Source organism: Streptomyces aculeolatus (assembly GCF_020400605.1).
Lineage (GTDB): Bacteria > Actinomycetota > Actinomycetes > Streptomycetales > Streptomycetaceae > Streptomyces > Streptomyces aculeolatus.
Genome location: NZ_JAINRD010000023.1, coordinates 1 through 23,356 on the forward strand (window position 1 = coordinate 1; position 23,356 = coordinate 23,356).

General features: G+C 74.8%; 17 protein-coding genes. 7 read left to right on the forward strand and 10 right to left on the reverse strand.

What is annotated here, in order from left to right:
• The 5 genes from LG396_RS29980 to LG396_RS30000 all read right to left on the reverse strand — a co-directional run.
• Window positions 1-649: succinate--CoA ligase subunit alpha (locus LG396_RS29980; protein ID WP_225797181.1), on the reverse strand; the 649-nt coding region annotated here is incomplete at its 3' end.
• A 22-nt stretch (window positions 650-671) separates the two neighbouring features.
• The gene (sucC, locus tag LG396_RS29985) at window positions 672-1,844 is read right to left on the reverse strand and encodes an ADP-forming succinate--CoA ligase subunit beta (RefSeq protein ID WP_225797182.1); all 1,173 of its coding nucleotides are present in this window, start codon (window positions 1,842-1,844) and stop codon (window positions 672-674) included.
• 241 nt (window positions 1,845-2,085) lie between these two features.
• Window positions 2,086-3,393 carry a VWA domain-containing protein gene (locus LG396_RS29990; protein WP_225797183.1) on the reverse strand — a complete coding sequence of 436 codons (1,308 nt, stop codon included), beginning with the start codon at window positions 3,391-3,393 and terminating at the stop codon, window positions 2,086-2,088.
• 86 nt (window positions 3,394-3,479) lie between these two features.
• Window positions 3,480-6,125, reverse strand: a complete 2,646-nt coding sequence (locus LG396_RS29995) for a DUF5682 family protein (protein ID WP_225797255.1) — start codon at window positions 6,123-6,125, stop codon at window positions 3,480-3,482.
• A gap of 99 nt (window positions 6,126-6,224) precedes the next feature.
• Complete coding sequence (locus tag LG396_RS30000) at window positions 6,225-7,418, reverse strand: ATP-binding protein (RefSeq protein WP_225797184.1); 1,194 nt, start codon at window positions 7,416-7,418, stop codon at window positions 6,225-6,227.
• Between the two features lie 153 nt (window positions 7,419-7,571).
• Between LG396_RS30000 and LG396_RS30005 the strand changes: the two genes are divergently transcribed.
• Both LG396_RS30005 and LG396_RS30010 read left to right on the forward strand, forming a co-directional pair.
• Window positions 7,572-9,017 (forward strand): SWIM zinc finger family protein, encoded by a 1,446-nt coding sequence (locus tag LG396_RS30005; RefSeq protein ID WP_263979772.1) that lies wholly within the window; start codon window positions 7,572-7,574, stop codon window positions 9,015-9,017.
• Between the two features lie 217 nt (window positions 9,018-9,234).
• Window positions 9,235-10,944, forward strand: a complete 1,710-nt coding sequence (locus LG396_RS30010; RefSeq protein ID WP_225797185.1) for a DUF5691 domain-containing protein — start codon at window positions 9,235-9,237, stop codon at window positions 10,942-10,944.
• 100 nt (window positions 10,945-11,044) lie between these two features.
• Here the strand turns inward: LG396_RS30010 and icmB are convergent, their stop codons facing one another.
• Window positions 11,045-11,458, reverse strand: coding sequence for a coenzyme B12-dependent isobutyryl CoA mutase small subunit (gene icmB, locus LG396_RS30015; protein WP_018834742.1), 414 nt, complete (start codon window positions 11,456-11,458; stop codon window positions 11,045-11,047).
• Window positions 11,459-11,747: 289 nt separating this feature from the next.
• Here icmB and LG396_RS30020 point away from each other — a divergent pair, with 289 nt between their 5' ends.
• Window positions 11,748-13,559: a M23 family metallopeptidase gene (locus LG396_RS30020; protein WP_225797186.1), complete on the forward strand. Its 1,812-nt coding sequence runs from the start codon at window positions 11,748-11,750 to the stop codon at window positions 13,557-13,559.
• A gap of 87 nt (window positions 13,560-13,646) precedes the next feature.
• On the opposite strand, the gene pcrA is transcribed toward LG396_RS30020, so the two are convergent.
• On the reverse strand, window positions 13,647-16,109 hold the full coding sequence (gene pcrA / locus LG396_RS30025) for a DNA helicase PcrA (RefSeq protein WP_225797187.1): 2,463 nt from the start codon (window positions 16,107-16,109) through the stop codon (window positions 13,647-13,649).
• A 173-nt stretch (window positions 16,110-16,282) separates the two neighbouring features.
• Between pcrA and LG396_RS30030 the strand changes: the two genes are divergently transcribed.
• Complete coding sequence (locus tag LG396_RS30030; protein ID WP_018834745.1) at window positions 16,283-17,443, forward strand: C40 family peptidase; 1,161 nt, start codon at window positions 16,283-16,285, stop codon at window positions 17,441-17,443.
• A 46-nt stretch (window positions 17,444-17,489) separates the two neighbouring features.
• Here LG396_RS30030 and LG396_RS30035 read toward each other — a convergent pair whose 3' ends face one another.
• Window positions 17,490-17,843 carry a hypothetical protein gene (locus LG396_RS30035; protein ID WP_018834746.1) on the reverse strand — a complete coding sequence of 118 codons (354 nt, stop codon included), beginning with the start codon at window positions 17,841-17,843 and terminating at the stop codon, window positions 17,490-17,492.
• Between the two features lie 309 nt (window positions 17,844-18,152).
• Here LG396_RS30035 and LG396_RS30040 point away from each other — a divergent pair, with 309 nt between their 5' ends.
• Window positions 18,153-19,217: a C40 family peptidase gene (locus LG396_RS30040; RefSeq protein WP_225797188.1), complete on the forward strand. Its 1,065-nt coding sequence runs from the start codon at window positions 18,153-18,155 to the stop codon at window positions 19,215-19,217.
• A 42-nt stretch (window positions 19,218-19,259) separates the two neighbouring features.
• On the opposite strand, the gene LG396_RS30045 is transcribed toward LG396_RS30040, so the two are convergent.
• Both LG396_RS30045 and LG396_RS30050 read right to left on the reverse strand, forming a co-directional pair.
• The gene (locus tag LG396_RS30045) at window positions 19,260-20,030 is read right to left on the reverse strand and encodes a LuxR C-terminal-related transcriptional regulator (protein ID WP_037740182.1); all 771 of its coding nucleotides are present in this window, start codon (window positions 20,028-20,030) and stop codon (window positions 19,260-19,262) included.
• A gap of 39 nt (window positions 20,031-20,069) precedes the next feature.
• Window positions 20,070-21,371, reverse strand: a complete 1,302-nt coding sequence (locus tag LG396_RS30050) for an ATP-binding protein (RefSeq protein ID WP_018834749.1) — start codon at window positions 21,369-21,371, stop codon at window positions 20,070-20,072.
• Window positions 21,372-21,503: 132 nt separating this feature from the next.
• Between LG396_RS30050 and LG396_RS30055 the strand changes: the two genes are divergently transcribed.
• Window positions 21,504-22,910, forward strand: coding sequence for a PspC domain-containing protein (locus LG396_RS30055; protein WP_225797189.1), 1,407 nt, complete (start codon window positions 21,504-21,506; stop codon window positions 22,908-22,910).
• Window positions 22,897-23,352, forward strand: a complete 456-nt coding sequence (locus LG396_RS30060; protein WP_100299251.1) for a hypothetical protein — start codon at window positions 22,897-22,899, stop codon at window positions 23,350-23,352. The genes LG396_RS30055 and LG396_RS30060 overlap by 14 nt, the downstream gene beginning before the upstream one ends.
• The last annotated feature ends 4 nt before the right edge of the window (window positions 23,353-23,356 follow it).

The following is a 23,356-nucleotide window of genomic DNA, read 5'->3' on the forward strand; positions in this document are numbered from 1 at the left end:
TCAGGTCGGTGTCGGGGTCGGCCTCGAAGGCTTCGAGCGCGTCGATGTGGGTGGTGCCGATCACCGGGTCGCCGCCGATGCCGACGCAGGTGGAGAAGCCGATGTCCCGCAGCTCGTACATCATCTGGTACGTCAGCGTGCCGGACTTCGACACCAGGCCGATCCGGCCGGGCTTGGTGATGTCCGCGGGGATGATGCCGGCGTTGGACTGCCCGGGGGTGATCAGACCGGGGCAGTTGGGGCCGATGATGCGCGTCTTGTTGCCCTTCGCGCCCGCGTACGCCCAGAACGCGGCGGTGTCGTGGACCGCGATGCCCTCGGTGATGACGACCGCGAGCGGGATCTCGGCGTCGATGGCCTCGATCACGGCGGACTTGGTGAACTTCTCCGGCACGAAGATGACGGTGACGTCGGCGCCGGTGGTGTCGATGGCCTCCTGGACGGAGCCGAAGACCGGGATCTCGACTGTGCTCGATTCGCGCGTCTCCGACACGACGTCGAAGTCGACCTTCTGGCCTGCCTTGCGGGGGTTGACCCCGCCGACGACGTTGGCGCCGGACGCGAGCATCCGCCGCGTGTGCTTCTGGCCCTCCGAGCCGGTCATGCCCTGGACGATGACCTTGGAGTCCTTGGTGAGGAAGATAGCCATGGTTTTCTTCTGTCCTCTGTCCTTACTTGGCGGCCAGCTCGGCGGCGCGGTCGGCGGCGCCGTCCATCGTGTCGACCTGCTCGACGAGCGGGTGGTTGGCGTCGCTGAGGATCTTCCGGCCCAGCTCGGCGTTGTTGCCGTCGAGCCGCACGACCAGCGGCTTGGTGACGTCCTCGCCCTTGCTCCTGAGCAGTTCGAGGGCCTGCACGATGCCGTTGGCGACCGCGTCGCACGCGGTGATGCCGCCGAAGACGTTGACGAAGACGGACCGGACGTCCGGGTCGCCGAGGATGATCTCCAGGCCGTTGGCCATCACGTCGGCGGAGGCGCCGCCGCCGATGTCGAGGAAGTTGGCGGGCTTGACGCCGCTGTGCTTCTCGCCCGCGTACGCGACGACGTCGAGCGTCGACATGACCAGACCCGCGCCGTTGCCGATGATGCCGACCTGGCCGTCGAGCTTCACGTAGTTGAGGCCCTTGGCCTTGGCCGCGGCCTCCAGCGGGTTGGCGGCGGCCTTGTCCTCGAACGCGACGTGGTCGGGCTGGCGGAACTCGGCGTTCTCGTCCAGCGACACCTTGCCGTCCAGCGCCAGGACCTTGCCGTCGGCGGTCTTGACCAGCGGGTTGACCTCGACGAGGAGGGCGTCCTCCTTGACGAAGACCGTCCACAGCGTCTGCAGGACCTCGACGGCCTGGTCGGCGATCTCGGCGGGGAAGCGCGCGGCTTCGACGATCTCGCGGGCCTTGGCCTCGGTCACGCCCTCGTTGGCGTCGACGGGGATCTTCGCCAGCGCCTCCGGCTTGGTGGCGGCGACCTCCTCGATGTCCATGCCGCCCTCGACGGACGCCATGGCGAGGAAGGTGCGGTTGGCGCGGTCGAGGAGGTACGACACGTAGTACTCGTCGGCGATGTCCGCGGTCTGGGCGAGCATCACCTTGTGGACCGTGTGGCCCTTGATGTCCATGCCCAGGATCTGGCCGGCCTTCTCGACGGCGTCGTCGGGGTCGGACGCGAGCTTCACGCCGCCCGCCTTGCCCCGGCCGCCGGTCTTGACCTGGGCCTTGACGACGGCGCGACCGCCGAGCTCCGCGGTCACCTGGCGCGCCGCCTCGGGCGTGTCGATGACTTCGCCGGCCAGCACCGGTACACCATGCTTGGCGAAGAGATCCCTCGCCTGGTACTCGAACAGATCCACGCGCGTCCGTCCCTTGTGATTCAGTCGTGTCGCGTTGTAATGGCAGGGTCGTCTTGCAGGTTAGCCCTGCCTGACAGCGCGGCATAAATCCGGGGTCACACCGGCGCGGTGAGAACGGTCACAAGTGCGGTTCCCGCGTGCACGGGGTACGGATGGGCCACGGGGGACTGCTCTCGGCCGGGTCCGCGCCGCGCATGTGGCGCGGCTCACGTCGCGCGCACGGCGCGGCTCCCGTTCCCTCTCACGTCGCCGCCGGGACGGGCAGCGGGCGGCCTTCGAGCGCCGCCGCCATCACCTCCGGGAACAGCTCCGGTGTACAGGCGAACGCGGGCGCGCCGAGCGCGGCGAGCGCGGCCGCGTGCTCACGGTCGTACGCCGGCGCCCCCTCGTCGGAGAGCGCCAGCAGCGCGACGAACTGCACACCGGACGCCTTCATCGCGGCGACCCGCTTCAGCATCTCCTGGCGTATGCCGCCCTCGTACAGGTCGCTGATGAGCACCACCACGGTGTCCGCGGGACGCGTGATGCGCTGCTGGCAGTACGCGAGCGCCCTGTTGATGTCCGTACCGCCGCCGAGTTGGGTGCCGAAGAGCACGTCGACGGGGTCGCTGAGCTGGTCGGTGAGGTCGACGACGGCGGTGTCGAAGGCGACGAGGCGGGTGGCGAGGGAGCGCATGGAGGCGAGGACCGCGCCGAAGACGGAGGCGTAGACGACGGACGCGGCCATGGAGCCGGACTGGTCGATGGCCAGGACGACTTCCTTGCGGACGGAGCGCGCGGCGCGCGCGTAGCCGACGAGGCGCTCGGGGACGACGGTGCGGTGCTCGGGGACGTAGTGCTTGAGGTTGGCGCGGATCGTGCGGTCCCAGTCGATGTCGCGGTGCCGGGGCCGCTGCACGCGGGCGGCCCGGTCGAGGGCGCCGGTGAGGGTGGCGCGGGTGCGGGCGGCGAGCTTGCGCTCGAGGTCGTCGGTGACCTGGCGGACGACCGTGCGGGCGGTCTCGCGGGCCTCGTCGGGCATGGCCTTGGCGAGGGAGAGCAGCGTGCCGACGAGATGCACGTCGGGCTCGACGGCGGCGAGCATCTCGGGCTCGAGGAGGAGGGAGGCGATGCCGAGGCGGTCGATGGCGTCGCGCTGCATGACCTGGACGACGGTGGTGGGGAAGTACGTCCGCACGTCTCCGAGCCACCGGGCCACCTGCGGTGCGGACCCGCCGAGCCCGGCCTTCCGCCGGGTGCCGCGGCCGGGTTCCTCGGACCGCCCGTAGAGCGCGGCGAGCGCCCGGTCCATCCCGGCGTCGTCCCCGCCGAGCGCCTGCCCGGTCCCGTCCCCGCCGCCTTCGCCCCCGAGCACGAGCCGCCACCGCCGAAGCCGCTCCCCTCCGGGGGAGGCGGGATCGGTGCCGGGATCGGGGGCGCCGGGGCGGGGGGCGGGAGTCGGGGCCGGGGAGGCGGACCGCGTGGGGGCGCCGATGCGCGGGCCCTCCGCGGTGGCTGCGGGGCCTTGCTTGTCCGGGGTTGGCCCGGGGGCGGGGTGGGGTTCGGGCATCGGGGGCTCCTCGTGTGGCGTGCGGGGGTGCGGTCGACTGGGCGCGGGGTTCCCTCCGTCGGGGTCGCCCGGGGCGGGGTGCCTGGTCACTGCCGTCCCTCCTCGGTCCCGAGCAGCGCGCGGAGCGTCGGCAGGACGGCCGCCGCGCGGGCGGCGTCGACCTCGTCCGCGAAGCCGGGCAGGCCGTCCGGCTCCGCCGGGCCCGCGGCGGCGGCGCCGCGGCGCACCAACTCGCCGATGGCGCGCCGGGCTCCCGGCTCGTACTCCGCGAACGTCCGCCGCAGCAGCGGCAGCACGTCCGTGAAGGCATCGCCGGACAGCCCTGTCAGCCAGCCGTCGACGAGCGCGAGGAGCCGGTCGTCGTGCACGAGGAGCATGCCGCCGTCGCCGCCGAGGAAGCCCTCGACCCACGCCGCGGCGTCCGCGGGCGGCACGGCGTGCGACAGGGCGAGGCCCATGACCCGCTCCGCCTCGGCGGCCGGCATCCGGCCCCCGTCGAGGAGCAGCCGCACGGCCCGGCCCCGGATGAGCCCCGGCACCGCGTCCCGGCTGCCCAGCACCCGCAACGCAGCGGCCCACCGCCCCCGCAGCCCACCGGCCCCCGGCTTCGCACCGCCACCGGCACCGGCACCTTCCGCCGCGGGCCCCGGGTCCAGCAGTGCCACCGCCGCGTGCACCGCGTCGACGTGCGTGCGCATCTCCTGGGCGCCGTCCGCGTCGAGCCCCGCGCACGCGGCCGGGAGGCCGACGCAGATGCGGTCGGCCAGGCCCGTGGCGACCTCCGCGAGCGCCGCGGTCTCCGTGCCGCGGACGTCGCCGTAGCGGACGGAGCGGGCCAGCGCCGGGAGCGCCTGCGCCAGGTGGCCGACGTCCGTGTCGAGCGCGGCGCGGTCGGCGAGCGCCTGCATGGCGACCGGCAGCGCGTCGGTCAGCTCGGCGAGCAGGCACTGCTCGGCCAGCGCCGTCACCTGCGCCAGCGAACCGGCCTGCGCCGCCTCGTACTCGGCCTTCGCCGTGGCCGCCGCGAGCACCGTCGTGCCCCAGAGCGCCGCCTCCACGACCCGCACGGACAGGTCCGGCTCCCACCGCAGGCTCCACGTCTCGCGGAACGTGCCGGTGCTCGCCCGTGAGGCCGCGGGCACGCCCCAGTCGACGCCGAGGAGCCGCAGCCGGTGCAGCAGACGGCTGCGTCCCGCGTCGGTCTCCTTGCGCAGGTCGAGCTGCAACTCGCGCTCCTCGGCCGCCGGCTTCAGCCGCAACGCCCGCTGCGTACGCGCCAGATCCCGCTGGAGCGGCACCGCGGGGGCCGACTCCGGCACCTCCCCGAGCGCGTCGCCCACGACGAGCCGGTCGGCGACGAGCGCGAGCGGCACCTCGGAGCCGTCGCACATCACGGCCCGTACGGCGTCCAGCGTCTCGGCGAGCCCGGCGAGCGGGCGGCCCCGCATCGTCGCCAGCGCGGTGGCGAGCCGCACGGCCTCGATGACGTGCGCCGACGACACCGTCCTGCCCTCGCCGCGCAGCAGGTCGGCGACCTTGATGAGCCAGCGCTCGATGGGCCGGTCCGGGGCCTCGAAGAGGTGCGCGTACCAGCCCGGGGAGTCGATACCCGCCCCGTAGCCGCTCTGCCGCGCGAGCCGCCGGTGGGTCCACGGCACCCACGCCACCTCGGTCTTGACCTTGGGCAGGCCCTTGAGCAGGCGGCGGTCCGCGGTGACGGCGGCACGGGCCCGCAGCGCGGGCACGTGCCAGGCACCGCAGACGACGGCGACCTGCCCGTCGAACTCGCGCCGCGCCTCGCGCAACCGCAGCCGCATGTGCGCTTCGCGCACGAGGTCCCGGTCGTGTCCGCCGTCGCCGTACCGCTCGCGCAGCGCGCCCATCGCCTCGCCCAGCGCAGCGAACGGCGCTGCCGCGTCGCCGCCGTCGGGGACTTCCCCGGCGGCGGGGCGGCGCGGCATGCGGTGCTCTATCGCGTCCTCCCACCACCTCTCGGGGTCGTCGTAGCCGGCGGCGTCCGCGAGGACCGCGAGCGGATCGATGCGCAGCGCCTCGGGGTCGGGAGCCGCCCGCCCCGCTCCCTCCGGCCCGTCCCCGCCGCCGGGACCGGCCGCCTCCTCGCCCGGCGCCGCCGAGCCCGGGTCCGGATCGCCGTCCGCCCCCGGCCCGCCCGGAGCGGGCAGTTCGGCGCCCGCCATCGCGAGGGTGTGGGCGGCGGGGAGGTCGATGAAGCGGACCGGGACGCCGTGGCTCAGCGCCCAGCGGATCGCGACCCACTCGGGCGAGAAGTGCGCCAGCGGCCAGAACCCCGCCCGCGCCGGCTCGTCCACGGCGTGGGCCAGCAGCGCGACGGGGGGCCGCATGTCCTCGTCGCCGGCCAGCCCGACGATGGCGTCCGCCTCCGGCGGCCCCTCGATGAGCACGACCCGCGGCCGGTACGCGGCCAGCGCCGCCGCGACCCCGCGGGCGGACCCCGGGCCGTGGTGCCGCACGCCGAGCAGCAGCGGCTCGACGGCCGCAGCCGCCTGGGCACCGCCCGGCCCGCGCTCCTCCGCCGCACCGACCACAGCCCGCTCCCCCTCCACGACGCCGGCTCTCCCGCCCACGTGCTCCGCCCCTCTTCCCGCGGCACCCCCCGCGGCTCCCCCGGCCCCGTGCCCCGCCGCCTCCTGCTCCACGCCCGCGGCCCCCTCGCCCGCGAACCCCTCGCTCGCGTACGCCTCTTCCGTCACCCTCACCCCCGCTCCTCCTCCCTCTCCCGCCGCTCCCCTATTCCTCTTTTCTTTACGGTCCGCACCCCTCACCCGCCCCTCCGGCCACCCGCGCCACCGTCACGCCGAGATCTCGCGGCACGCGCGGTAGAGGTCCTTCCAGCCGTCGCGCTCGCGTACGACCGTTTCCAGGTACTCCTGCCACACCACGCCGTCGGCCGCCGGGTCGCGGACCACCGCGCTCTGGATGCCCGCCGCCACGTCGCTCGCGCGCAGCACCCCGTCGCCGAAGTGCGCCGCCAGCGCGAGGCCGCCGGTGACGACGGATATCGCCTCGGCCGTCGACAGCGTCCCGGACGGGGACTTGACCTTCGTCCGGCCGTCGGCCGTCTGCCCGTCGCGCAGTTCGCGGAAGACCGTGACGACCCGGCGGATCTCGTCCACCGCCTCCGGGACCGGCGGCAGCCGGAGGGAGGCGCCGATCTGCGCGACGCGCTGCGTGACGATCCCGACCTCGTCCTCGGGGGACGCCGGCAGCGGCAGCACCACCGTGTTGAAGCGGCGGCGCAGCGCGCTGGACAGCTCGTTGACCCCGCGGTCGCGGTCGTTGGCCGTCGCGATGACGTTGAACCCGCGGACCGCCTGGACCTCTTCGCCCAGCTCCGCGATCGGCAGGGTCTTCTCCGACAGGACCGTGATGAGCGAGTCCTGCACGTCGGCCGGGATACGGGTCAGCTCCTCGACCCGCGCCGTCATGCCCTCCGCCATCGCCCGCATCACCGGGCTGGGCACCAGGGCCTTCCGGCTGGGGCCCGCCGCGAGCAGCTGCGCGTAGTTCCACCCGTAGCGGATCGCCTCCTCCGGCGTGCCCGCCGTGCCCTGGACGAGCAGCGTGGAGTCGCCGCTGACGGCGGCGGCCAGGTGCTCCGAGACCCAGGTCTTCGCGGTGCCGGGCACGCCGAGGAGCAGCAGGGCCCGGTCCGTCGCCAGCGTGGCGACCGCCACCTCCACGATCCGGCGCGGGCCGACGTACTTGGGCGTGATGGCCGTGCCGTCCGGGAGCGTGCCGCCCAGCAGATACGTGGACACCGCCCACGGCGAGAGCCGCCAGCGCTCCGGCCGGGGCCGGTCGTCCGCGGCGGCGAGGGCCGCCAGTTCATGCGCGAAGGCGTCCTCGGCGTGCGGCCGCAGCGCGGCGTCCGCGGCCTCGGCCCCCTCGGCGCCCGCCGGCCCTCCGGCCCCTCCGGCACCCGCGGACAGGCCCGCCGAAGCGGTGCCCCCGATGGCCGCGTCCGCCCCTGTCGTGGTCGTCATCGTCCCCTCCTCGCCGACTCGGTCGCAGCCGCCGCCCGCTACCGCCGCGGCGCCTGCGGAAACCACCATGCCGCACGGCACTGACACCGCTCCCACGCCTGTGGACAACGCAGGTCAGGACCGTTGTCAGTGGCGGGCCGTAGCGTCGTGGGCATGGACGGGCTGAGCGAACGGTGGAGCGTGGATCAGGTGTGGGGGCTGGCTCCTGACGCCTCGTCACGCACGGCGGCCGGCAAGCTCGCCGCGGCCGGGCCGTGGGTGGAGTCCGGTGCGGCGGGCGGGGCGGTCTGGGGGCTGTGCCGCGGGAGCGGGAGCAGGCCGTATCAGGCGGTGGTGGATCTGCGGGGCCCGGCGTACAAGTGCAGTTGTCCCAGCCGGAAGTTCCCGTGCAAGCACGCGCTGGGGCTGCTGCTGCGCTGGGCGCAGGGCGAGGTGGCCGACGCCCCGGCGGAAGCCGCAGTTCCGCAGTGGGCGGCCGAGTGGCTGGCCGGGAGGCGGGAGAAGGCGGAGCAGAAGGCGGCGGCCCGGCCCGCGGCGGAGCGGGCCCCGGATCCCGCCGCGGCGGCCGAGGCCGAGCGGCGGGCGGAGCAGCGGCGGCAGCGGATCGCCGCGGGGGCCGCGGAGTTGGAGCAGCGGCTGACGGACCTGCTGCGCGACGGGCTGGCGGCGGCGCCGCGGGGCGCGGTGTGGGAGGAGACGGCGGCGCGCATGGTCGACGCGCAGGCGCCCGGGCTCGCGGCGCGGGTGCGCGAGTTGGGGGCGCTGCCGGCCTCGGGACCGGGGTGGCCGGCGCGGCTGCTCGCCGAGTGCAGCTTGACGCACCTGCTGGACCAGGGCTTCCTACGGCTGGACGAGCTGCCCGAGCCGCTGGCCGCGACGGTGCGCTCGCGGGTGGGTCTCACGGTCGACGCAGCGGGGCTGCTGCGCGGGAGCACGCTGCGGGACGAGTGGCTGGTGCTGGCCCAGGAGGACGCCGACGACGGCAAGTTGGTCACGCGCCGCATCTGGCTGCACGGCGCGGGCACGGAGCGCATGGCGCTGCTGCTGGCGTACGGGGCGGCCGGCCGGGCGCCGGAGCAGTCGCTGCCGACGGGTCTGGTGCTGGACGCGGAGTTGGCGTACTACCCGGGCGCGTACCCGCTGCGCGCGGCGCTGGGCACGGTCCACGCGGGCCCGCGGACCCCGGCGGGTGAGGGCGGCCGGCAGCGGACCGTGCCGCCGGGGGCCGGGATCGCGGAGGCGGCCGCGGCGTACGGGGCCGCGTTGGCGGCCGACCCGTGGCTGGAGGGGATACCGGTGGTCCTCACGGACGTGGTCCCGGTCCCGGAAGAGGGCGACGAGGGCTGGCAGTTGGCAGAGCGCACGGGCGGGCGCGCGCTGCCGCTCCACCCGGCCGCGGGACGCGGCGCGGGCGTGTGGCAGCTCCTCGCGGTGTCGGGGGGCGGCCCGGTGACGGTCTTCGGCGAGTTCGGCCACGCGGGCTTCCGCCCGCTGACGACGTTCTCCGCGGGCACGACCGTCCCGCTGACGGGCACGGCGGCGGGCGCGGGGGCGGGCGCGCCGATCGCGGCCCCGAAGGGAGGGGGCGCGTGGCGCTGACGACGAGCGGTGTACGCGTGCGAAGGCGGCCTGCGGGGGCGGCGCCCGAAGCAGCGCGCACCCGCGGGGAACGGCCGGTGCAGGACAGGCACCCGACGTCCCACCGTGCGGTGCTACGTACCCGTACGGGCGCGCCCGGGCCGGATGGCGGCTGGGGCGCGGAAGCCGGTGGCGTGGTGGAGCGGGGCACGGAGGCGATGAGCGCGGAGGGGGCGGAATGACTGCCGGCACGCAGGATCTCGCGGGGAGTCCGGCCGGGGGCTGGGGGGAGTTGGTCGCGGCTGCCGTCGTCGGGGCCGGGCGGCGCGGTGTCGACGAGGGGGCGCTGCTCGACGCCGCCGCCGCGGCGACCGTGCGGCGGCGGGCCGGGCTCGTGCCGGGCCCGGCACGGCGGCTGCCCGAGCCCGCGGCGCACGATCCGCGGCCCCGGCTGCCCGCCGCCGCGCGGCGGCGGCTCGCCGCGCTGCTCGCGGACCGCTCCGGCGCGGGCGGCGGAGGCCGCCGCGGGCCCACCCCCGACCTCGCCGAACTGATCCCGGAGTGGCTGCGCCACGCCGTCGAGTGCGGCTATCAGGCGCCGCCCGAGTTGCTGCCCCCGCTGCTCGACGCCGCCCGGGCCCGTATCGACCTGCGGCCCCACGCGCTGGCCCTCGCCGGGCCGCGCGGGCTGTGGCTGGCCGAGCGGGCGCCGCAGTGGGCGCCGTTGCTGCGCGACGGCGCTGCCGGGCCCGCGCTGCCCGACCCCCGCGACGCGGCGGCCGTCCGCGCCCTGTGGGAGGAGGGCCCACGGGCCGGCGGGCCCGGGACCAGCCAGGTGCGCAGCGCGCTCTTCGCCGAGGTGCGCCGGGCCGACCCCGCGGGCGCCGTCGAACTGCTCGCCTCGACATGGCCGGCGGAGAAGGCCGAGGACCGGCTCGCGTTCGTGGAGCTGCTGCGCACGGGGCTGTCCCTCGCCGACGAGCCGTTCCTCGAAGGCGCCCTCGGCGATCGCAGCCGCGGCGTCCGGACGGCGGCGGCCGAACTCCTCGCCGGGCTCCCCGGATCCGCGCTCGCCGGGCGGATGGCCGCGCGGGTCCGGTCGCTGGTGGTGCTCGACCGCAGCGAGGAGCCGCCGGTGATCGCGGTGGAGGCGCCGTACGAGTGCGACGCCGCCATGGAGCGGGACGGCCTGGTGGCCACGCCGCCGGCGGGCATGGGCGAGCGGTCCTGGTGGTTCGGGCAGTTGGTCGCGGCCGCGCCGCTGGCCGTGTGGCAGGAGGTCTTCGACGGCCGTACGGCGGAGGAGGTCGTCGCGCTGCCCGTCGCCGACGGCTGGCGGCCCGACCTGCTCGCCGCCTGGAGCCGCGCCGCCGCCCGGCAGCACGACTCCGCCTGGGCCCGTGCCCTCCTCGGCACCGCCCCGACCTCGCCGCCCGGCGAGCCGCCCGCGTTCACCGCCGGCGGGCCGGGGGCCTCGCGCCCGCCCGCGCCCTCGGGCCCCGGCCGCACGGCCGGCGGCGGCGAGAACGTACCCGGCAGGGACCCCGCCCGGCTGCTCACCGCGCTGCCCGAGGCGGAACGGGCCGCGTGGGTCGCGGAGTTCATCTCGGCGCACGGGCTGTCGGAGGCGTTCCGCCTCCTCGGCGCCTGTGCCGTGCCATGGCCGGAGGAGCTGGGCCGGGCCGTGGTCGACGCCCTGGAGATCGCGCGCGACGGCGGCAGTTACCCGTGGAGCTTCAGCGGCGTGATGGGCCTCGCGGAGCGCTGCCTCGACCCCTCGTACGCCGTCCGCCTCGAACCGCTCGCCGCGACGCACGAGGAGGCGGAGGAGAGTTCGCCGGGCGCCGCCGGCTACTGGTCGGAGGCGTTCCAGCGGCTGGTGGCCACGCTGCGGATACGCGCCGCGATGCGCGACGAGCTGACCACGCCCGCCGCCCTGCGGCCCTGAGGGCCACGGGGGGCGTAAGGGGTACGGGACGGGGCCGTTCCCGGTGGCGCCGCGCGCCACCGGGAGCGCGCCACCGGGAGCGCGCCTCAGGCGTACGCCCTCACGCGCCCGCCGGCTCGCGGACGTTCGTCCGCACCCACTCCACCACTTCGGTCGTCGCCGCGCCCGGGGTGAAGATCTCCGCGACACCCAGCCCCTTCAACTGCGGGATGTCGTCGTCCGGGATGATGCCGCCGCCGAACAGCTTGATGTCCAGCGCGTCACGCTCCCGCAGCAGCTCCACGACCTTGCCGAAGAGCGTCATGTGCGCGCCGGAGAGGATGGAGAGGCCGATCGCCTCGGCGTCCTCCTGGATCGCGGTGTCGACGATCTGCTCCGGCGTCTGGTGCAGGCCCGTGTAGATGACCTCCATGCCGGCGTCGCGCAGCGCCCGCGCGATGACCTTGGCCCCGCGGTCGTGGCCGTCGAGTCCCGGCTTGGCCACCACCACGCGGATCGGACCGGTGCCACTCATCGCTGCCTCCATCGCGCGGTGCCGCGCGTTCGTGAATCCTTCGAGGGTGTGAACGAACGTTATCCCCAGCATCGCGCACCCCGGTCGACCGCAACATCCCGGGAGGGGGAAATCACACGGCCGGCCACCGGCAAATCGGACAGCCGTGGCCCCGGTCTTACCCTCGGGTACTCGAAAAATCGGGCAAGTGCCCCGAACGCGCCCCGGCGAAACCAAGGAAAGATTGTCGAGCCGTGGGACGCCCGGTACAGTCGCGGCAGTCTCCTGCTCCCGAGGCGAAAGAGAAGTGGTGAACGACCGTCCCCCGTCGGGCTTCCCCACCCCGACCTCTCCCGCCGACGACGCATCCGCGTTCGGAAGCCTCGACGGCTACGGGTACGGCTACGACACCTCCGGCCACGGCGGCGGTTCCGGTGAAGAGCCTCTCCATCACGGCTATCAGGGCTACGACCAGAGCTACGACGGCTACGACGTGAGCCACACGGGCGCGTACGCCACCACCGGCTACGAGGCCGGCGGCTATCTGACGCCCGACCTCGCCCCCTCGTGGGACGCCGGCACGCAGTCCGCCGACTTCGGCGCGTACGGCGCCAACGGCCTGTACGGCACGGCCGATCCCTACGCCGCCGACCCGCAGGCCTCCGGCGGCTACGACGTCTCCGCGCTCTGGTCCGAAGGCGCCGCCGACACCCCGGCCGCCGGCGTTCCGACCGGCGGCATCCCGCGGCAGGCGGGCCCGGCCGACGACTACGACTACGGCTACCCCTCGGCGAGCGCCCCGACCGCGCAGTGGAACACCACCGGCGAATGGTCCGGCTGGGACACCGGCACGCAGTACGAGGCAGCGCAGTACGAGACCGCGCAGCACGAGACGGCGCTGCACGACGGCACGCAGTACGAGGCCGTGCAGCACGAGGCCGCCCAGCACGCCGCCGCGCAGTACGACTCGGCCGGCGGCTGGGACACCGGCCACTACGACCCCGCGGTGTACGCGGAGGCGGTCGCGGACACCACCGGGTACCCGGACGCCACGGCATACGCCGAAGCCGCCGCGTACCCCGAGTCGTTCGCCGAGACGTTCGCCGAGACGGCCGCCGCCACCGCCGCGTACGACGAGCACGCGGCCTACGCCACGGCCGCCGGGCACGCCGACCCCGACGCGACCGCCGCCTGGGACTTCACCGCCCTCGCCGAGCACGACGGCCCCGACGCACCCGGCGGGCTCGACGGACTCGACGGGCTCGACCACCCCGGCGGCATCGACGCGCCCGACACTCCCGCGGCCCTCGACGCCGACCCCGCCCCCGGCGGTGGCGGCGCGCGCAAGCCGGTCGGCGTCCCCGTCGGCCGCGCCGTACGCAGCAGCCGGCGCCGCTGTCCCAAGCGCTCCGCGCTGCTCACCGTGGCCGTGCCGTCCATCGCCGTCGTCGGCGTGGCCGGCGTCGCCGCCGCGAGCGTCACCGGCACGGGCTCCGGCAGCGGCGAGGACGACGGCAAGACGACGCAGGCGGCCCCGGACACGGCTTCTGCCAAGACCTCGAAGGCCAACGCCGCGCTCGACACGCAGCTTCGCGGCGTCACCGAGGACGCCGAGGGCTTCGCCGACCGCGCCAGCCGCACCCAGGAGCGCATCGACCTCAAGGAGAAGCAGGAGGCCGAGCGGAAGCGGGAGGCGGAGGAGGCCGCGCGCAAGGAGGCGCTGCGCCCGAAGTTCGCGGTCCCCGTCGACAACCCGGGACTCAGCGCGTACTACGGCCAGGCCGGCGTCAACTGGATGTCCGTGCACACCGGCATCGACTTCCCCGTGTCGTACGGCAGCGAGGTCAAGGCCGCCACCGACGGCACGGTCACCACCCGCTACGACTACTCGTACGGGAACATGCTCGTCCTCACCGCCCCGGACGGCACCGAGACGTGGTACGCCCACCTCGACAGCTACGCCGTCACCACCGGCCCCGTACAGGCAGGCGACGTCGTCGCGTACTCGGGCAACTCCGGCAACTCCACCGGCCCGCACCTGCACTTCGAGGTGCACCCCTACGGCGGCTCCGCCATCGACCCGCTCGCCTGGCTCCAGGACAAGGGCCTCGACCCGCAGTAGGCCCCGCGCGGCAGGCCCCTCAGGACACGGCAGGACAACGCCGGCCGGGCTCCGACCCGGCCGGCCACGGCCCGCCCCGAACCGGCGCTAGAGCCGCTCCACCGGCGCGTACCGCAGGAGGAGCTTCTTCGCCCGACCGCCGTCGCCGAAGTCGATCGTCGCCTGCGCGTTCGCGCCCGAGCCGGACACCTCGACCACCGTGCCCATCCCGAACTGGTCGTGCGTCACCCGGTCCCCCACCGACAGCGCGATCACCGGCCGCTCCGTCGCCCGCCCGGTGGCGAAGCCCGAAGGGCCCTGCCGCGTACGGGCCGACGTGGAAGACGACGCGAGCGCCGCCGCCGCGGACTCCATCGGCGACCGCCCCCCGCCGCCGCCCCGGGTCGCCGAGGCGCCCGTGCGCCGCCAGTCCAGATACGCCGGCGGGATCTCGTCCAGGAAGCGCGAGGGCGGGTTGTACGACGGCTGGCCCCACGAGCTGCGCATCACCGAGCGCGTCAGATAGAGCCGCTCCTGCGCGCGCGTGATGCCGACGTACGCCAGCCGGCGCTCCTCCTCCAGCTCCTTGACGTCGCCGAGGGCGCGCATGTGGGGGAAGACGCCGTCCTCCATGCCGGTGAGGAACACCACCGGGAACTCCAGCCCCTTGGCGGTGTGCAGGGTCATCAGCGTTATGACACCGGAGCCGTCCGTCTCCTCCTCCGGGATCTCGTCGCTGTCGGCGACCAGCGCGACGCGCTCCAGGAAGTCGGCGAGCGTCCCCGGGCCCTCCTCGCCGCGGTCCTGCTCGAACTCCAGCGCCACGGCGGCCAGCTCCTGGAGGTTCTCGATCCGGGTCTCGTCCTGCGGGTCGGTCGACGCCTGCAACTCGGCGAGGTAGCCCGTCCGCTCCAGCACCGCCTCCAGCACCGTGGCCGGCCCGGCGCCGGACTCCACGACCGTGCGCAGCTCCTCCATCAGCGTGTTGAACCGCTTGACCGCGTTGACCGAACGGGACGCCATCCCGTACGCCTCGTCCACGCGGACCAGCGCCTGCGGGAAGGAGATCCGCTCGCGCTGCGCCAGCGCCTCGATCATCGCCTCGGCGCGGTCGCCGATGCCGCGCTTGGGCACGTTCATGATGCGGCGCAGCGGCACGGAGTCCTCGGGGTTGGCGAGCACGCGCAGGTACGCGAGGACGTCGCGGACCTCCCGGCGCTCGTAGAAGCGGACGCCGCCGACGACCTTGTACGGCAGGCCGACGCGGATGAAGACTTCCTCGAAGACACGGGACTGCGCGTTCGTCCGGTAGAAGACGGCGACGTCGCCGGCGCGGGCGTCGCCGGCGTCCGAGAGCCGGTCGATCTCGTCGGCGACGAACTGCGCCTCGTCGTGCTCGGTGTCCGCGACGTAGCCGACGATGCGGGCGCCGGCGCCGGCGTCGGTCCACAGGTTCTTGGGGCGGCGGGAGGCGTTGCGCTCGATGACGGCGTTCGCGGCGTTGAGGATCGTCTGCGTGGAGCGGTAGTTCTGCTCCAGCAGGATCGTGCGCGCGTCGGGGTAGTCCTCTTCGAACTGCAGGATGTTGCGGATGGTGGCGCCGCGGAAGGCGTAGATCGACTGGTCGGCGTCGCCGACGACGCACAGCTCCGCGGGGCCCTCCGGCCCCGGCGTACGCTCCGCGCCCCCGTCCTCCGGCCCGCCCCCGTCCTCCGCCGCGGTCCCGTGCTCCGCGGCGGCCGCGGAGCCGCCCTCCTCCGCCGGCGGGCCGACCAGCTCGCGCACCAGCATGTACTGCGCCTTGTTCGTGTCCTGGTACTCGTCGACCAGCACGTGCCGGAACCGGCGGCGGTAGTGCTCGGCGACGTCCGGGAAGGCCTGCAGCAGGTTCACGGTCGTCATGATCAGGTCGTCGAAGTCCAGCGCGTTGGCCTCGCGCAGCCGCGACTGGTACAGCGCGTACGCCTCGGCGAGCGTCTTCTCGTACCCGTCGGTGGCCTGGGCGGCCCAGCTCTCCTCGTCGATCAGCTCGTTCTTCAGGCTGGAGACCTTGGCGCTGAGCGCCTTGGGCGGGTAGCGCTTGGGGTCGAGGTCAAGGTCCCGGCAGACCAGGCCCATCAGCCGGCGCGAGTCGGCCGCGTCGTAGATCGAGAACGAGGACGTGAAGCCCAGCTTCTTCGACTCGCGGCGCAGGATGCGCACGCAGGCGCTGTGGAACGTGGAGACCCACATGGCGTTCGCGCGCGCGCCGACCAGCTCCTCGACGCGCTCCTTCATCTCCCCGGCCGCCTTGTTCGTGAACGTGATGGCGAGGATCTGGCCGGGGTGGGCGCGGCGCCTGGCGAGCAGGTACGCGATGCGGTGGGTCAGCACGCGGGTCTTGCCGGAGCCGGCGCCGGCGACGATCAGCAGGGGCGAGCCGGCGTGCTCCACGGCGGCCCGCTGCTGCTCGTTCAACCCGGTGAGCAGCGCTTCCGGGTCCGTGACGGGCCGGGGCGCGCCATCGCGGTAGTACGGCTCCGGGGTGCTCGCGGCGAGGGCGAGATGACTGTCGTCGAAGAGGCTGCTCATCGTCTCCAGAGTCTAGGCCGCCCCACCGACAACCCACGCGGGATGTCCGAATTGGCCGCAACGGCGCCTCGGATCACGAAACGGTTTCGGGCAAATCGAACATCAGACTTCACAGCAGTCCCACCGAGTGGCTACCGTGCTCGGCACTGCCCGGACGGAAGGAGTGGCCTGCCTTGGCTTCCCACCGAAAGCCGCGGACCCGGATCCTGGAGTCGCCGGCGGGGCGTCGTACCGCCGTCGGCGTCGGCTCCGCGGCCCTGGCCTCCGCGACGCTTCTCACCCAGGAAGCCGGCGCGACCCCGGCCGAGCGGTCGATCGAGGACGTGCAGAAGGAAGTCGACCACCTCTACCACGAGGCGGAGCGGGCCACCGAGCGCTACAACGGCGCCAAGGAGCAGACCTCGCAGCAGCGCGGCCGCGTCGAGCAGCAGCTCGACGAGGTGGCCAAGGAGACCGCGCGGCTCAACGAGTCGCGGCGCGAGCTGGGCCGCCTCGCCGCCGCCCAGTACCGCACCGGCGGCATCACGCCCACCGCGACCTTCATGCTCGCGCCGGACCCGCAGACCTACTTCGACCAGGCGCACCTCATGGAGCGGCTGACGAACCGCGAGCAGGCCGCGGTCGACCAGTTCCAGGTGCGCCAGGCCAAGGCCAACACGAAGCGCGCGGCGGCGCAGGAGAGCCTGAAGGACCTCACCGAGTCGCAGGAGCAGCTCCGGGACTCCAAGAAGGAGGTCCAGACGAAGCTGTCCGACGCGCGCAAGGTGCTGGACCGGCTCACCGAGGAGGAGAAGCAGCGCCTCGCCGAGCTGGAGCGCAAGCGCGAGGAGGAGGCGCGGCGCAAGGCCGAGGAGGCCGCGCGCCAGGCGGAGTTGGAGCGGCAGCAGCAGGCGGAGCAGGAGCGCCGCGAGCAGGAGCAGCGCGAGCAGGAGCAGGCCCAGGAGGAAGAGCAGCAGGAGGAGCCGCCGCCCGCGGACACCGGCGCCACGAAGTCGGAGAAGGTGCTGGCGTTCGCCGAGGCGCAGCTGGGCAAGCCGTACGTGTGGGGGGCCACCGGCCCGGACTCGTACGACTGCTCGGGCCTGACCCAGGCCGCCTGGCGCGAGGCGGGCATCTCCCTGCCGCGGACGACCTACGACCAGGTCAACGCGGGCACGCAGGTGGCCAAGGCGGATCTGCAGCCCGGCGACCTGGTCTTCTTCTACGACGACATCAGCCACGTCGGGATCTACGTGGGCAACGGGCAGATGATCCACGCCTCCAAGCCGGGCGACGACGTGAAGTACGAGTCGATCGACTACATGCCGTTCCACAGCGGCGTGCGCCCGGCCTGACGGCAGGGCGCACGGGGGGACAGAGGGCCGGAGTGCCGGGCCGGCCTCAGGTCCAGGTGGTGGCGATGAAGATGTTGGCCATGGTCAGGAGCCCGATCGCGAGGAAGTAGCCCTTCGCGACGCGCTCTTCCGCCCGCTTGAGGTAGACCATGACGAGGATCGCGATCAGGACCACGCTCTTGACGGTGAGCTTCGTGTGGTTCAGTTCCACGTCATCGGCCTCGTTGAGGCCGGTGAGGATGAATCCGGTGACCAGCATGACCAGCGCGCCGTGCACCATCGCGGGCACGATGCGCACGTCACCCGTCTTCAACGACTTCAACTGGGTGAGCCAGCCGCCCAGCAGCGCGGCGACACCGATGACGTGCGTGGCGACGAAGACGTTAATGAGTACATCCATGGGCGCGAGCGTAGCGGTCCGTAACAGACAGCCGTCATGGGGGTGACCGCTTCCGGCACATCGGTCACAGATCCCAACCCGCAGCCCAGCCGGTCGTGTTCATGCGATCACAACCTGTCACCATCGGGCAGGTCCGGTAAGTCTCTTTCATCCCCTCCTCTTGCGCCGCGCCCTCGGCTTAGCGTCTCCGCTCAGGTGGTCGGCTCCTCACCGCCGCCCGTGTCACCGGCGCGGCAGCCGGCCACCTCCGCCGAGAGCCGGCGGCGGCCCGCTCCCCCGTGCGGGCCGCCGCCGGACCGCAAGAAAGGGGTGAACGCCCGCGTGGCGTCTCACAGCAAGGCCGCGGCCGGCAGGGCCACGGCCCGTACCGCCGGGGTGATCGCCCTCGTCGGCGCCGCCACCGTCAGCGCACTCGGCGGCTTCGCCCGAGCCGACCCGCAGCCGACCCGGGCGGAGGTCGAGGCGAAGGTCGACCGGCTCCACCACGAGGCCGAGGAGGCCGTCGAGGAGTACAACGGCGTCGCGGAGAAGGCGGACCGTACGGAACGGGCCCTGGACGACCTCCGCGACGAGGCCGCCCGCAAGACCGCGCGGCTCAACGACGCGCGCGACGCGCTCGGCTCCTTCGCCACCGCCCAGTACCGCAGCGGCACCGCCGACCCCACCGTGCAGCTCGCCCTCTCCGCCGAGCCGGAGGACTACCTGAGCCGCGCCGCGCTGCTCGAACGGGTCGGCAACCGGCAGGCCGCCGCGCTCGAAGGCGTCGGACGGCAGCTCCAGGAGGTGGAGCAGGTGCGGACGAAGGCCGACGACCGGCTGGCGGAGCTCACGGACGCGCGGGCGGAGCTGAAGCGGCGCAAGAGCGCGATCGAGGGCAAGCTCGCCGAGGCCCGCCGGCTGCTCGACACCCTCACCGCCGAGCAGCGCGACGCCGTCCTCGGCACCGACGGGCACGGCGGCGCGGGCGGCGCGGCGGGCGACCGGGCGGCGCGCGACGCCGCGCGCGGGCCGGTGCAGGCGCCCAACGCCCGCGCCGCGCGCGCCGTGTCGTACGCCCAGGGCGCGGTCGGCAGCCCGTACATCTGGGGCGCCGTAGGACCCGGCTCCTTCGACTGCTCGGGCCTCACGCAGGCCGCCTGGGGCGCCGCCGGCGTCTCCCTGCCCCGTACGACCTACACCCAGGCCGCCGCGGGCACCACCGTCCCGCGCTCCGCACTCGCGCCCGGGGACCTGGTCTTCTACTACTCCGGCCTCACCCACGTCGGCATCTACGCGGGCGGCGGCCAGATCATCCACGCGCCCCGCCCGGGCGCGACCGTGCGCTACGCCCCGGTGGACTCGATGCCGTTCGTGACAGCGGTACGCCCCGCCTGACCGTGCGGGGACGCGGGGGGGCGGGAGCGGTCCGCCGGTCGGTCAGACCAGCCGGCGGGCCGTCGCCCAGCGCGTCAGCTCGTGCCGGTTCGACAGCTGGAGCTTGCGCAGCACCGCCGAGACATGCGATTCGACGGTCTTGACGGAGATGTAGAGCTGCTTCGCGACCTCCTTGTACGCGTACCCGCGTGCGATCAGCCGCAGCACCTCCCGCTCCCGCTGCGTCAGCCGGTCCAGGTCCTCGTCCACCGGCGGCGCGTCCGTCGACGCGAAGGCGTCGAGGACGAAGCCGGCGAGCCGCGGCGAGAAGACCGCGTCGCCCTCGGACACCCGGAAGATCGCGTCGACGAGGTCGGTACCGGTGATGGTCTTCGTCACGTACCCGCGGGCGCCGCCGCGGATGACGCCGATGACGTCCTCCGCCGCGTCCGACACCGACAGCGCCAGGAAGCGCACCGGCGCCTCGCCGCTCGGCGACTCCCCCATCATCCCGGAGCAGCGGCGCAGCACCTCGACGCCGCCGCCGCCCGGCAGGTGCACGTCGAGCAGCACGACCTCGGGGCGGGTGGCGGTGATGACCGTCACGGCCTGCTCCACGTCCGCCGCCTCGCCGACGACCTCGACGCCGGTCTCGTCCGTCACCCCGATCTCCGCCTGCACCCCGGCCCGGAACATGCGGTGGTCGTCGACGAGGACGACCCGCACCCGGCGGCCCTCCTCCCGGCCCGCGCCGCCCGTCCCGGTCCCGGGCGCCGGGGTCCCGGCCGCCCGGCTCCCCGCCGCCGGCGTCCCGCCCGCTGCGTCGTCCGTCATCGTCCGCTCCTCACTGCGCCCACCGTGTCCGCGTACGCCTCACTCGGCGCGCTCCATCTCCAGCTCCACCTCGGTGCCCCCGCCCGCCGGCGTGCGCAGCCGGGCGGTGCCGCCGTTGCGCTCCATCCTGCCGATGATGGACTCGCGTACGCCCATTCTGTCGGCCGGGACCGCGTCCGGGTCGAAGCCGGGACCGCGGTCCTTCACCGAGATGAAGACCTGCCGCCCCTCGACCTCCGCGAAGACCTGCACCGGCCCCGCCCCGCCACCGTACTTGGCCGCGTTGACCATCGCCTCACGCGCGGCCTGCAACTGCGCACCCAGCTTGTCGTCCAGCGGGCAGTCGCCGACGCACACCACCTCCACCGGCACCCCGTGGTGGTCCTCCACCTCCGCCGCCGTTCTGCGCACCCCTTCGGCGAGCGTCCCGGGACCCGCCCCCTCGTCCTCGTCCTTGCCGGTCCCCTCCGGCTTGTACAGCCAGGTGCGCAGCTCCCGCTCCTGCGCGCGGGCCAGCTTGCGCACCTCGCCGGCGTTGTCGGCGTTGCGCTGGATCAGCGTGAGGGTGTGCAGCACGGAGTCGTGCACGTGGGCGGCGACCTCGGCGCGCTCCTGCGCCCGGATGCGCATCAGCCGCTCCTCGGAGAGGTCCTGCACCATCCGTACGAGCCAGGGCCCCGCCAGCAGCGCCACGCCCACCAGCACCGCGAGCGACGCCTGCACGACGGCGCCGATGTGCCGCGTGGAGCCCTGCATGATGAAGATCGCACTGACGCCCGCGCCGACCAGCAGCACCCCGGCGGCGCCGCGGGCGAGCGGCAGGAACTTCGTCCGCTTCGTGACCGCCGCCCACTTCGCCCGCCGCGCGTTGTCCGCCTGCCGCCACACCAGGGCCACACCGGCGCCGATGAGCAGCAGCGGCCACACGAAGGCGTTGGAGCGGCCCAGGTCGAGGCTGCCGGCGAAGATGGCGGCGCCGATGAGCAGGGCGAGGAGGGCGAGCAGCTGCCCCTTGTCGGGCTTGCGGAGCCGCTTGCGCCCGTCGGCGTCGACGTCCACGAGCGGCTTCTCCGCCCGGCCGCCCTGGCCGAGCGGGACGACGAACCAGAAGACCGCGTACACCAGCACGCCCAGGCCGTTGGCCATGAGCAGGCCGAGGAAGACGATGCGCACCCACGACACCGGCAGGCCGAGGTGCCCGGCGAGCCCGCGCGCGACGCCGCCGAGCCAGCGCCCGTCGGCGCTGCGGTACAGCCGCCGGATGGGCCGCTCGTACGGGTCGTACGGGCCGCCGGGCGGAGCGGTGCCCTCGGGAGCGGGCGCGGCGGTCGGGGCGGTCATGCCATGCATCGTCACACGGGCGGGGCGGCCCTGGCATCAGGGTTGGCCCCCCATCGGTCCCCGGAGGATTTCAGGGTGGGCTCGGGGTAGTCCCGCCTCCCGCGCCGCGGCGGCGTCCGCCACCATGGACCCATGACGGACACGAGCCCCGGCGCACACCCGGGTGACGACCCGGGTGCGCGGGACGCGGAGCCCGGCTCCGCGGCCGGACCGGCGCCCGGCCCTCCCGAGGGCGCCCCCGCCCGGCCGCGGCTGCGGCGCAGCCGCCGCTACAAGGTCGTCGGCGGCGTCTGCGGCGGCCTCGGCCAGTACTTCGGCATGGACCCCGTCATCTTCCGCGTCGTCCTCGGCGTGCTCACCGCCACCGGCGGCCTCGGCCTCGTCGCGTACGGCTTCGCCTGGCTGCTGATGCCGCTGGACGGCGAGGACGACAGCGAGGGCCGCCGGCTGCTCTCCGGCCGGGTCGAGGGCTCGGCGCTGACGGCGCTGCTCTTCGCCATCGTCGGCTGCGGCCTGTTCCTGTCCGTGCTGAACTCCACGGACACCCACTTCTTCGCCGCGCTGCTGATCCTCTGCCTCGGCGGCGCCGCCTACTGGTCGCACCACCGCCGCGCGGCCGAGGAACTGGCCGCCGACGGCGTCCCCGTGGACGACGCCACCGCCCACGCGGTGGCCGACGCCCCGCCGGAGACGGCGCCGCCGCCCGTGCCGTACTCCCCGTCCTGGTGGCGCGACCCGCTCACCAAGGACGGCGACTTCCCGCCCTACCTCTGGGGCCCCGACGACGGCGAGGACGCCGACGACGCGGCCGCGGGCAGCCCGCCCGGGGCCGGCTTCCGGGCGCAGAAGGCGCCGCCCGGCGACGGCCGGGGCGAGCAGGAGGCGGCCGGCATCGGCGGCTGGACGTTCCTCGCCGCCGCCGGGACCTGCGCCGTCGTCATCAGCGCCACCTGGGGCGCGGAGCCGCTGGGCACCACGCTGGCGTTCGGCCTCGGCAGCGCGCTGGCCGTCTTCGGCGCGGGCTTCACGGTCAGCGCCTGGCTCGGCCGCACCGGCGGCGGCACCGCCTTCTGGGCGCTGCTGACGACCGTCCTGCTGGCCGTCGCGCTGTGGCTGCCGGACACCATCACGGCCGACTGGGGCGAGCGGAACTGGCGCCCGGCGGCGGCCGCGGACGTACGCGACCGGTACGAGCTGGGCAGCGGCGAGGCCGTGCTCGACCTCACCCGGCTCGATCTCGGCAGGGGCGACCGGGTCGAGACCGCGGCCCAGGTGGGCCTGGGCCAGCTGTCGGTGCGGGTCCCCGACGACGTACGGGTGGAGCTGCGCTCCCAGGTCGACATCGGCGACATGCAGCTGCCGCCCACCACGCGCACCGAGGACCCGGGCGACGGCGGCGACATCGACGTCTCGCCGGGGCAGGAGCGGGCCACGGTGCTGGAGCCCGTGAGCGGCGGGTCCGGGGGCCCGAAGGGGACGCTGGTGCTGGACCTGACGGTCTCGATCGGCCAGCTGGAGGTCCAGCGTGCGGCGTCATAGGTTCGAGCCCGCGAAGCTCGTCGCGGGCCTGGTGCTGCTCTGCGGCGCCGTGTTCGCCCTGCTCGACGCGGCCGACGCGCTGCGGCAGCCGGACTGGGTGCCGCTGGCCGTGGTGCCGCCGGGGCTGGCGCTGGCCGGCCTGGTCGCCGCCGTCGGCTACGGCGCGCGCCGCGCCCGCCGGCGGGCGCGGGAGGCGCGCGCGGCGGCGCAGGCGCGGGATGCGGAGGCGGCGGCGGGCGCGGACCTGGGCGGGCTGCCGATGGACGAGCTGCGCGGGACGTACGACGCGCGGTTCGGTGCCCGGGACGGGAACGCCCCGGGCGCGCACGAGTGGGACGCGGACGGGTCGGACGCGGACAGGTCGGGTGCGGACGGAGCGGGTGCGGACGGGTCGCGTGCGGACGGGTCGGGCGGTGGCTCCGGAGGCCGGCGGGCCCGCTGACGAC